9 protein-coding genes are annotated in these 11,197 nt (G+C 51.8%); 4 read left to right on the top strand and 5 right to left on the bottom strand.

Translation table 11 applies throughout. The annotated features are described in order from the left end of the window. Window positions 1-35 precede the first annotated feature (35 nt). The 5 genes from A918_RS0107730 to A918_RS0107710 all read right to left on the bottom strand — a co-directional run bounded on the left by A918_RS0107730 (window position 36) and on the right by A918_RS0107710 (window position 6,120). Window positions 36-860, bottom strand: coding sequence for an ABC transporter permease (locus A918_RS0107730; protein ID WP_022710506.1), 825 nt, complete (start codon window positions 858-860; stop codon window positions 36-38). Continuing rightward, window positions 860-1,771: an ABC transporter permease subunit gene (locus A918_RS0107725; RefSeq protein WP_022710505.1), complete on the bottom strand. Its 912-nt coding sequence runs from the start codon at window positions 1,769-1,771 to the stop codon at window positions 860-862. The genes A918_RS0107730 and A918_RS0107725 overlap by 1 nt, the downstream gene beginning before the upstream one ends. A 179-nt stretch (window positions 1,772-1,950) precedes the next feature. After that, on the bottom strand, window positions 1,951-3,096 hold the full coding sequence (locus A918_RS0107720) for an ABC transporter ATP-binding protein (RefSeq protein WP_022710504.1): 1,146 nt from the start codon (window positions 3,094-3,096) through the stop codon (window positions 1,951-1,953). 150 nt (window positions 3,097-3,246) lie between these two features. Beyond that, window positions 3,247-4,359, bottom strand: coding sequence for a polyamine ABC transporter substrate-binding protein (locus A918_RS0107715; RefSeq protein WP_022710503.1), 1,113 nt, complete (start codon window positions 4,357-4,359; stop codon window positions 3,247-3,249). Window positions 4,360-4,692: 333 nt separating this feature from the next. After that, window positions 4,693-6,120, bottom strand: coding sequence for a short-chain fatty acyl-CoA regulator family protein (locus A918_RS0107710; protein ID WP_022710502.1), 1,428 nt, complete (start codon window positions 6,118-6,120; stop codon window positions 4,693-4,695). 254 nt (window positions 6,121-6,374) lie between these two features. Here A918_RS0107710 and aceA point away from each other — a divergent pair, with 254 nt between their 5' ends. From aceA to A918_RS0107690, 4 genes are all read left to right on the top strand, one after another. Then, entirely contained in the window at window positions 6,375-7,664 is a 1,290-nt protein-coding gene (gene aceA, locus A918_RS0107705) for an isocitrate lyase (protein ID WP_022710501.1), read from the top strand. A gap of 164 nt (window positions 7,665-7,828) precedes the next feature. After that, a complete protein-coding gene (locus A918_RS0107700; RefSeq protein ID WP_022710500.1) occupies window positions 7,829-8,062 on the top strand; it encodes a hypothetical protein in 234 nt (77 codons plus the stop codon). Between the two features lie 374 nt (window positions 8,063-8,436). Then, complete coding sequence (locus tag A918_RS0107695) at window positions 8,437-9,870, top strand: glutamine synthetase family protein (protein WP_022710499.1); 1,434 nt, start codon at window positions 8,437-8,439, stop codon at window positions 9,868-9,870. 98 nt (window positions 9,871-9,968) lie between these two features. Then, on the top strand, window positions 9,969-11,197 hold a 1,229-nt coding region (locus tag A918_RS0107690), incomplete at its 3' end, for an FAD-binding oxidoreductase (RefSeq protein ID WP_022710498.1).

Below are 11,197 nucleotides of genomic sequence, written 5' to 3'. Positions count from 1 at the left end.
GCCCCGGGCTTTTAAGTTCGCATTCTAGGAAAAGATCAGCCGAGGCGGAAGGCTGCCTGTTCATCACGCTGGCGCTGTACCACGCGGCGCTTATTGACGACCGAAGCGATAATCACGCCGGTAGCCACCAGACCGATCAGCAATGTACAGACCGCATTGATCTCCGGTGTTACGCCGAGACGCACCTGACTGTAGATTTTCATCGGCAGTGTTGTAGCGCCCGGCCCTGAAGTGAAGCTCGCAATCACCAGATCATCCAGTGAAAGAGTGAAAGCCAGCATCCAGCCGGAAACCACCGCAGGCAGAATAATCGGCAGGGTGATTTTCATAAAAGTTGTCACCGGCGGCGCACCGAGATCCATCGCCGCTTCTTCCAGCGAGCGATCGAAACTCACCAGACGCGACTGCACAACCACCGCCACAAAACACATGGCAAAGGTGATATGCGCCAATGTCACTGTCCAGAAGCCGCGGTCAAAACCCACAGCCACAAACAGCAACAGCAAGGACAGGCCGGTAATCACTTCCGGCATTACCAGCGGTGCATAAATCATGCCGGAGAACAGGGTACGGCCGCGAAAGCGCGTATAGCGTGTCAAAGCCAGCGCGCCCAGAGTACCGAGGATAGTGGCAATCGTGGCTGACAATACACCAACGCGTAACGTCACCCACGCGGCATCTTTAAGCCCCTGATTGTTGAAAAGCTCCACATACCATTTAACCGAGAAACCCGACCAGACAGTCACCAGACGCGATTCATTGAAGGAGTAAATCACCAGCAGCACAATCGGCAGATAGAGAAAGGCAAAGCCCAGCACCACCGAGACAATGTTAAAACGTGACCAGGATGTTGTGTTCATTATTTGCCACTCCCCTCGGCACGGGTCTGCATTTTCTGGAACAGCACAATCGGAATAACCAGAATAACCAGCAATACCACTGCCACGGCAGCCGAAACCGGCCAGTCACGGTTGGAGAAAAACTCGCTCCACAGGGTCTTACCAATCATCAATGTGCTGGAACCACCAAGCAGATCAGGGATCACGAACTCACCGATTGCCGGAATGAAAACCAGCATCGATCCGGCAATCACACCCGGCAAAGCCAGCGGGAATGTAATTTTCCAGAAGGCTTTCAGCGGTGTGCAGCCAAGATCCTGTGCCGCTTCAATCAGCGAATAGTCCATCTTTTCCAATGCGGAATAGATCGGCAGCACCATGAAAGGCAGATAGGAATAGACGATACCGATATAAATCGCGGTATCCGTATTCAGGATCGTCAGCGGCGTATCGATAATATTCAGCGACATCAGAAACTGGTTGAGCAAGCCTTCCGGTTTCAGGATCGCAATCCATGCATAAACGCGGATCAGGAAGGATGTCCAGAATGGCAGGATCACCAGCATCAGCAAGGTCGGACGGAGTGTCAGCGGCGCGCGCGCCATGCCATAGGCCAGCGGAAAACCGATCAGCAGCGCCAGAAAAGTCGAAACGGCAGCAATTTTTACGCTCGACAAATAGGCCTTGTAATAGAGCGAATCCTGCGTCAGCCAGATATAATTCTCGAAAGAAAATTGCTGGATTTTCTGCCAGATGACACTTAAGCCGTCACTCCAGAAAAAGCGCGGATCATAGGCCGGTATCGCCATCGCCACCTGCGACAGCGAAATTTTAAAGACAATGAAGAACGGGATCAGGAAAAACAGACCGAGCCAGATATAAGGCACGGCGATCACCGCTCTGGAAGCAATAGCTGCAATTATTTTTTGCATGGACTACCCCTCAATTCTTTAGAGCATAATTCCTTAAACTTGAAACAGTTTTAGATGAAATTATGCTCTAGTTTTAAAGTGTTAGAGCGACCTTTGTGCGCCTATCGGGCGCACGGCGCTCTAATGACGCGCATATTATCCGAAAACCGATCACATTTTTCGGAATGCGCTTTTGGTGATCAGGCAACCAGAACCATACCGGCATCATCTTCAAACGACACCCAGACCTGTTCATCATAACCCAGCGGATCTTCAGTGCGGCGCACGGAGTTCATGCTTGAGGCCTTGATGGTGCGGCCATTCGGCAAGCGCACATGGAACACGTTCATATCGCCGAAATAGGCGATATCCCAGAGTTCACCCTGCAAGGCATTGATCGACACATCTTCCGGCTTCTCGCGACTGATAGTGATTTTCTCAGGGCGGATCGCATACCAGACCTTCTGACCGGCATGCAGATCTTTACCGGTTTTGGTGCGGATGGCGACATTGTTTGCCGGACTGTCAATATCCGCTTCACCATTGGCAAAATGGCTGACCTCGCCCTCAATAATATTAATATTGCCGATAAAGTCGGCCACAAATTTGCTGCTCGGTGCCTCATAGACTTCGGCCGGTGTCGCCACCTGCATGATCTGGCCTTTATCAAGCACAGCTATACGGTCAGCCATGGTCATCGCTTCTTCCTGATCGTGGGTGACGATCAAAAAAGTCAAACCGAGATTCATCTGCAAATCCATCAGCTCGAACTGGGTTTCTTCGCGCAGTTTCTTATCCAGCGCGCCCAGCGGCTCATCCAGCAACAGTACTTTCGGACGTTTGGCTACAGCGCGCGCCAAAGCTACACGCTGGCGCTGACCACCGGAAAGCTGATGCGGCTTGCGCTTGGCATATTTCTCCAGCTTCACCAGTTTCAGCATATCGTTCACACGATCTGCCATTTCCGATTTGGCCATACCGTCCTGTTTCAGACCGAAACCAATATTCTGCTCAACAGTCATATGCGGGAACAAAGCATAGGACTGGAACATCATATTCACAGGACGTTTATAGGGAGGAATACCGCGCATATCCTGCCCGTCCAGCATGATACGACCGGAAGTCGGCTCTTCAAAACCCGCCAGCATACGCATCAAAGTGGATTTACCGCTGCCCGATGCGCCCAGCAGCGCAAAAAACTCGCGGTTAAAAATATTCAGCGACAGATCATCAATCACCGTCACATCGTCGAATTTTTTGACGATGTTTTCGAATGAAATATAGGGCTTGGCTGCCGGATCGTTCCAAGGTGAGAACTTGCGGCGGAAACTACCAAAAGATTTCATGCTGTTCCCCTCATATTGCGGGTCTTGTAAGCCTTAAACATATTTGAAATGTCGCGGATAAAATTCCGGAAACCTGTGCATCCGGTTTGTGGTGCTTGTTGCAGGCCGTAAAACAAACGGGGCATTTGCCCCGTTTGTTCCCTGATCTGCTTAGTGCCCTGTCACAATCTTGGTCCAGGTGCGGGTTGCCATCTGGTTGATTTTCGGCGGGTAAGGCATCGGAACGAAGAGCTGTTTCATCACTTCTTCACTCGGATAAACCGCCGGATCATTCAGCAGTTCCTTGTCGATGAATTCCTGCGATGCCTTGTTGCCATTGGCGTAAAACACATAGTCCGAAGCCTTAGCGATCACTTCAGGACGCATGATATAATTGATAAATTCATGCGCTTCTTCAACATGTTTGGCATCTGCCGGAATGGCCATCTGGTCAAACCACATCAGAGCGCCCTCTTTCGGAATGGAATAGCCAATTTCCACGCCGTTTTTGGCTTCTTCCGCACGGTCACGTGCCTGAAAAATATCACCCGAATAGCCGACAGCCATGCAGATATCGCCATTGGCCAGCGCATTAATATATTCAGACGAATGGAATTTACGGATATTCGGACGGATGCTTAAGTAAAGTTCTTCCGCCTTGGCGAAGCTTTCAGCGGTTGGGTTATTGGTGTCAAAGCCCAGATAATGCAGCGCCGGACGCAGCATTTCACTGCCTGAATCCAGTAGGTAAATACCGCAATCTTTCAGCTTTGCCGAATTTTCAGGCTTGAACAGCACATCCCAGCTATCGATTTCGTCAACACCAAGCGCTTCCTTGATCTTGGCTTTGTTGTAACCGATCCCTGTGGTGCCCCACATATAATTGACCGAATATTCATTGCCCGGATCATAAGCGACGGTGCGCTTGGTGATCTCGTCCCACATATTTTTCAGGTTCGGCAGTTTGTCTTTATCCAGTTTCTGGAAAACACCTGCCGGAATCTGACGGCCCATAAATTCAGCGGAAGGCACAACAATGTCATAACCGCTGCCACCGGCCAGCAATTTTGTCTCAAGGATTTCGTTGGAATCATACACGTCGTAAACGACTTTAATGCCGGTTTCCTTGGTGAAATCTTTCAGGATGGAATCATCAATATAATCAGACCAGTTATAGATGTTCAGCACGCGCTCCTGCGCAGCAGCCGGCAGAACAGGCAGCAGTGCAGCAAGTGCCACACAGCTGGCAGAAACATATGAAAGCAAATGGGCTTTGATCTTCATCAGTCACTCCGTCCAGAAAGCTTTATGGGGCAAAAGCCTTGCAAGCCAAATCATCCCTCACACATTGCCCTTCAATGTGCATTCTCCGTTACCTTTTGAGATTAATTTGCTTTCGTCAACGGAAAGATGACGCTTAAACCGCATAGCGCCGATTATTTGAATTTAATGAACACAATTTTAAACTTTGTGTGTCCTTCAGGGCGCACAAAAGGATATTTTATCCGGTCAGAACGGGTGCCGAAGAACGGGGATATAAGCCTTATCTTTCAAAGATATGCCACACAGAAACCATGACAGGCAAAATGCCCGAATCTTACCCGCCTTTAACGCCCCTTACTGAAAGTCATAGGCAGAGAAACCCGACACCATTTCATCCAGCGCCAGCGGGCGGGTCAGTGGTGGTTCGGCACGGGCAAGGCAAGCCTGTCTCTCACATAAACGACAGGCCGTACCAACCGGACTGACCGCTGAGCCGGAAGACATGCCCGCCAGATAAGCAGCATAGACCGTATCCTGCGCCGCAGATGCATCACAAGCCAGCATGAGCGCTGTCCGGCGCGGCTGCTCACCAAATCCGGTTTGCGGCCCTTCAACCGTGCGACTGATGGTCAGATATTGCGTTTTATCCGGCAGTTCCACCTGCTCCGCCAGATATTGCTGCGGATGGGAAAAAGCATTGTAAACTTGCAACTTCGGACAGGCACCGCCAAAACGCGCCTGCGGAAAACCCTGCGCTCCGAAATGCCGCAAGCGATTTCCGGCCTGATCGATCTCCTGCAAGAGGAAAGCGATACCGGAAGCGCCTTGCTTTTGCAGACTGGTCAGACGGCATGCGACCTGCTCAAAAGACACGTTGAAACGCGCGCGCAAGACATCAATATCATATTTTGCGCGCTGTGCCGCCTCGCGAAACGGCGTATAGGGCATCATCAATGCATGAGCGGCATAACGCAAAAGCTCAAAACGCGCGATGCGCTTGGCCTCCGCTGAACTCAGCTTCAGATCTTCCAGCTCGGCTCCGATCACCACCTGCATACGGATAGAAGCAGCTTCCATGGCAATCTCGCGTGTCTGGTCAAAGATCGACAAACGCTCGGAAATAAACAACCGCAAAGAGTGGCGGTCATAACGCCGACGCCAGTTCGGCATAGTCGCGGCTGGCAATGTACGCACGGTAATCGACTGCTCACGTTTCAGCCATTGTTTCAGCGCAACAGCCAGCCCGTCTTCCGATTTCAGCAGGCGGTTAAAACTGTCGGCCTCCGCTTCAATCCGCTCGAAATAATGCGGCTTGCGCGCCAGCACTTCACGCACTTCATCTAATGGCAGGCGTGTCGGCGCAAGGCTCAGTGCTTTGCCCTCGCGCACCATCATATCAGACAGGTCGGTGAGACGCTTTTGCTGTTCACGATAGGCACGGAATAATTTCAGTACGCCCGCAGCTGCGTTTGGCGCGGCCTCGCAAATATCAATCAGCTCCTGATCGCCCGGCAGTTCACCGGCCAAAAGCGGCTCGGAAAACACTTCCTTCAGACCGGCCAGCACCGAGCCGGTTTCTTCCTGCAACTGATCCAGATCCACTTTATAGACCGAGGCCAGTTTCAGCAGCAACTGCACCGTTAACGGCCGCTGATTACGCTCAATCAGATTGAGATAGGATGGCGAGATACCCAAATCCTCGGCCATCGCAACCTGTGTCAGCGCCCGCTCATTGCGGATACGCCGAATACGCGCACCGGCAAATATTTTACGTTCTGCCACAGGTCTGCCCCTCCAAGAAACAACCGGATTTATCCGATCTGTAAAGAATGTGACTAATTCTTACGATTTGTCAAATTTACAAAACTTACAAATTTACAAACCCATATTGTCAAAACACATACAGCATAACCCGAATAAAATGCTGTTATTGCGTATTTTTCTCGCCAATATATGCAGCATCTGTAAATCTGGTCACAGACAAAACAAGCATTCAACTCAAAATCTGATGACACAGTTTTACAGGATATCTGATCATGACTGATTTTTACAATCTGGTTCCATCCGCACCAAAAGGCCGTTTTGACGGCTTGCAGCGCTCGCATACTGCTGAAGATGTAAAGCGCCTGCGCGGTTCGGTTGAAATCCGCTACAGTCTGGCCGAAATGGGCGCCAACCGTCTGTGGAAACTCATTCATGAGGAAAACTTCGTTAATGCACTGGGTGCCCTCTCTGGCAATCAGGCGATGCAGATGGTTCGTGCAGGCTTGCAGGCCATTTATCTCTCCGGCTGGCAGGTTGCAGCCGACGCGAACACCGCCTCCGCAATGTATCCGGATCAGTCACTCTATCCGGCCAATGCGGCACCGGAACTGGCAAAGCGCATCAACCGCACTTTGCAGCGCGCCGACCAGATTGAAACCGCAGAAGGTAAAGGCCTGTCCGTAGACACATGGTTTGCGCCAATTGTTGCCGATGCTGAAGCAGGTTTCGGCGGCCCGCTGAACGCTTTCGAAATCATGAAGGCTTTCATTGAGGCTGGTGCTGCCGGTGTTCACTTTGAAGATCAGCTGGCATCGGAAAAGAAATGCGGCCATCTCGGCGGCAAGGTTCTGATCCCGACTGCAGCGCATATCCGCAATCTGAATGCCGCGCGTCTTGCCGCTGATATTATGGGCACGCCGACACTGGTTATCGCCCGTACCGATGCGGAGGCCGCCAAGCTGCTGACCTCGGATATTGATGAGCGAGATCAGCCATTTGTTGATTATGAAAAAGGTCGCACCGTTGAAGGTTTCTACCATGTGAAGAACGGTCTTGAGCCATGTATTGCCCGCGCTGTCGCCTATGCTCCGCATTGCGATCTGATCTGGTGCGAAACTTCGAAACCCGATCTGGAACAGGCGCGTAAATTTGCCGAAGGCGTGCATAAAGCACATCCGGGTAAGCTGCTGGCCTATAACTGCTCACCGTCGTTCAACTGGAAGAAAAACCTTGATGATGCAACCATTGCCAAATTCCAGCGTGAGCTGGGTGCGATGGGCTACAAGTTCCAGTTCATCACACTAGCCGGTTTCCACCAGCTCAATTTCGGCATGTTCGAACTGGCACGCGGCTACAAAGATCGTCAGATGGCGGCCTATTCGGAATTGCAGGAAGCAGAATTTGCGGCAGAAGCCAATGGTTACACTGCAACCAAGCACCAGCGCGAAGTCGGCACCGGCTATTTCGATGCCGTTTCCATGGCGATCACCGGCGGCCAGTCTTCAACAACGGCCATGAGTGAATCGACCGAACATGACCAGTTCCGCCCTGCTGCCGAATAAGCAGAAGACGGATCAGCAGAGCCGGACTCCAGTCAACTCTGCATGACAGCCATCCGTAGCCGGTTTCTCTCCTTCGCCCAGTAATGGGCACCTTGCCGGCTACGGATATTCACCTCAAACGCAACTTCAGCTCACGACCTGACTATAACCCAAGGATAAAGACCATGATGACCAAACCACAGGTTAAAGAACGGGCCGAAGAACAAGCTTCGGCTATGACAGAAGACCAGAAGGCTGCAATCCGCATGCTGGCCAACGATCTTCACCGCCTCAACCACGCTGTTATGAAAGCCGTTGATGCAGGCGTATCCGTTGAGTTGGTGCGCTCCGCCCGCCATCATGGTGGCGAAGGCCAGTGGGGTGATCTGCTGACGCCGGTTGTTGTGACCCGCAGTTAAGCTTTGCAGTTTTCCTAAGCATCCTCCTATTGCCCTGCCGTTTTAAGGCGGCAGGGCAGCATCCAGATTTCTCAGGTTCGGCTCCATCCCCCCCAACCACCCTTCCCGCATTTCCTCAGGGTCGTTATTTCTGGTGGAACCGCACAATCGCAGGCTGCTCTGATATCATGACTGATTACCTTGCATTATCCTCAAATTCTTCAAGGTATTTCCGGGCAGCCTGCGTATTTCAAAAACCATCATTTTCAACAGCTCACGCCAAAAAATATTTTTGACAACAGGACTTACGCTTACGCACACAAATGCTACTCTGTTTGTTAAAGGTCACATGAGAAGCTATAGTGACCTTAACGTAAACAGCTATCCGGTGATTAATGCCTGTCACACCTACTGAGAAGAAAAAACCGCGCAAAACTGTACGTCGCGGTACACCAGCCTATGTCAAGTCGCTGCGCGGCGTCAAAAACTGGAAAGAAGCTTCTGAATGGCTGGCATGGCGCGACATTGAAGATATTGAGTGCATCACGCCCGATCAGGCGGGTGTCGCCCGCGGCAAGATGATGCCGTCCAAGAAATTCATCTCCAATTCCACACTGGCTCTGCCATCCGCCGTTTTCATGGTCACCATTTCCGGCGACTATCCGGATGACGGCCACGGCTTCGTCTATCCGGAAGATGACGGCGATTTGCGCCTTGTCGCCGATCTCTCAACCCTCACCGTTGTACCGTGGGAATCTGACCCGACAGCACAAGTTCTGTGCGACCTCGTTTATCAGGATGGCCGCGTGGCGGAATTCACCCCGCGCAACGTGCTGAAACGTGTGGTCGATGAATATGCCAAACTCGGTCTCAAGCCGGTTGTAGCGCCGGAAATCGAATTCTATCTGGTGCGCAAAAATCCCGATCCGGATTATCCGCTCACTCCGCCTGTCGGTCGTTCAGGTCGCGCTATTGGCGGCGGTCAGGGCTATTCTATTGCTGGCGTCAATGAATTCGACGAACTGATCGATGATATTTATCATTTCTCCGAAGCGCAGGGGCTGGAGATTGATACGCTGATCCACGAAGAAGGTGCCGGTCAGCTGGAAATCAACCTGCGCCACGGCGATCCGATTGAACTGGCCGATCAGGCATTCATGTTCAAGCGCACCATCCGCGAAGCTGCACTCAAACATGATATGTATGCAACTTTCATGGCCAAACCTATTCAGGGTCAGCCGGGATCGGCCATGCATATTCACCAGTCTATTGTTGATAAAAAGACCGGCAAGAATATCTTCAGCAATGAAGACGGCACCGAGAGCGAAGCGTTTTATCACTTCATCGGCGGCATGCAGAAACATGTGCCGAATGCTTTGGTGATGTTTGCGCCTTATGTGAATTCCTATCGCCGCCTTACACCGGATGCCTCTGCGCCGGTCAATGTCAGATGGGGCTATGATAACCGCACCACCGCCTTGCGCGTACCACGGTCTGATCCGCAAGCACGACGTGTGGAAAACCGCATTCCGTCTTCCGATGCCAATCCTTATCTGGCACTGGCAGCTTCACTTGCCTGCGGCCTGATCGGCCTGAAAAACAAGATCATGCCGGATGCGCCGGTTGCCACATCTGTCAACCGCAATGAGGTGGAACTACCGCGCGGCCTGATCGAGGCAGTCAACTTGTTTGAAGAAGATGCGGAACTGAAAGCTCTGCTCGGTGAAAGTTTTGCCACCACCTATGCCGCGATTAAACGCGCAGAGTTTGAGACTTTCATGGAAGTGATCAGCCCGTGGGAGCGGGAATATCTGCTGCTCAACGTATAATATTCCTTCCGGCACGTTGTTTTTAATCAATGTGCCGGAACAATTTCTGCCGAAATATACGTCTTACATTCTTTTGCTCTCCGACATACAGGCACCCAATGCAGCAGCCACAGCATTATCAGAGCCCGATTTCTCCAGGACTGTCATGGTATGAGGCAAGTATCAGTGAGCGGCCGCGCTATCCCGAATTTGACGGATCAGTCCAGACAGATGTCGTTATTATCGGCGGTGGCTATACCGGCCTGTCTGCCGCCTATCATCTGGCGGTTCAGGGTATTAAAGTCGTGTTGCTTGATGAAGCGCGTTTCGGTGACGGCGCATCAGGCCGCAATGGCGGACAGCTGAATACCGGCCAGCGTTGCGGGGCGGAAGATCTGGAAAAGCAATATGGTTTCGACCATGCTAAAGCGCTTTTTGATCTGGCGGAAGAAGCCAAACATCATCTTTTAAGCTTTGCTGTGCAGCATAATATCGACATGGAATATGTGCAGGGGCACATGTCTGTGACGCATAAACAACGCTATGACAAACAATATAAAGCCCATAGCGAAATTATGGCCTCGCGCTTCAACTATCCGCATCTGCGCTATATGGAACGCGATGAGGTTGCCGAAAAACTCGGCTCAAAACGCTATTTCGGCGGCACCTATGACAGCGGCACTGGCCATATTCACCCGCTCAAATTATTGATCGGTCTGGCGAGAACCGCATCTCAGGCCGGCGCAAAGCTCTATGAGAACAGCAAAGCCACCGTTATTACCTCATCCAATGGCCGTGTAATCGTCAAAACTGCACGCGGCATCATCAATGCGGAAAAAGCCCTGATCGCAGTCAATGCCTATGGCGGCAATCTGGAGCCGGTCAGCGCAGCCCATGTGATGCCGATCCGCTCGTTTATCGGCGCGACTGTGCCACTGGATGATACATGCCGCGTTTTACCGGGTGGTGAATCCGTCGACGACTCCCGTTTTGTGGTGCGTTATTTCCGTCGTTCCAAAGACGGGCGACTGCTATTTGGCGGACGTGAAGCCTATACGGCCGATAATCCGCGCGACATTACCACCCATATCCGCCGCCAGATCATGGAAATCTATCCGCAACTTCAAGATATTGAGATCACTCATAGCTGGGGTGGCTCGGTTGGCATTACCATGCCGCGCCAGCCTTTTGTGCGCGAGGTAATGCCCAATGTCATCAGCGCGGGCGGCTATTCCGGCCATGGCGTGATGCTCGCCAATTTTATGGGTAAACTCTATGCAGAAACGGTGACCGGCAATCGCGAACGCCTGCGTCAGTTTGAAATGCTGAAAGTACCGGCATTTCCGGG

This window comes from Pseudochrobactrum sp. AO18b (genome assembly GCF_000409565.1).
Lineage (GTDB): Bacteria > Pseudomonadota > Alphaproteobacteria > Rhizobiales > Rhizobiaceae > Pseudochrobactrum > Pseudochrobactrum saccharolyticum.
Note: the sequence above shows the minus strand (reverse complement) of the source record. Positions and strands in the feature narration are given on the sequence as shown.

Excerpts from the sequence above, each read along its gene's own strand:
- A918_RS0107730 (WP_022710506.1), bottom strand. The coding sequence starts at position 860 with ATGAACACAACATCCTGGTCACGTTTTAACATTGTCTCGGTGGTGCTG.
- A918_RS0107725 (WP_022710505.1), bottom strand. The coding sequence starts at position 1,771 with ATGCAAAAAATAATTGCAGCTATTGCTTCCAGAGCGGTGATCGCCGTG.
- A918_RS0107720 (WP_022710504.1), bottom strand. The coding sequence starts at position 3,096 with ATGAAATCTTTTGGTAGTTTCCGCCGCAAGTTCTCACCTTGGAACGAT.
- A918_RS0107715 (WP_022710503.1), bottom strand. The coding sequence starts at position 4,359 with ATGAAGATCAAAGCCCATTTGCTTTCATATGTTTCTGCCAGCTGTGTG.
- aceA (WP_022710501.1), top strand. The coding sequence starts at position 6,375 with ATGACTGATTTTTACAATCTGGTTCCATCCGCACCAAAAGGCCGTTTT.
- A918_RS0107700 (WP_022710500.1), top strand. The coding sequence starts at position 7,829 with ATGATGACCAAACCACAGGTTAAAGAACGGGCCGAAGAACAAGCTTCG.
- A918_RS0107695 (WP_022710499.1), top strand. The coding sequence starts at position 8,437 with ATGCCTGTCACACCTACTGAGAAGAAAAAACCGCGCAAAACTGTACGT.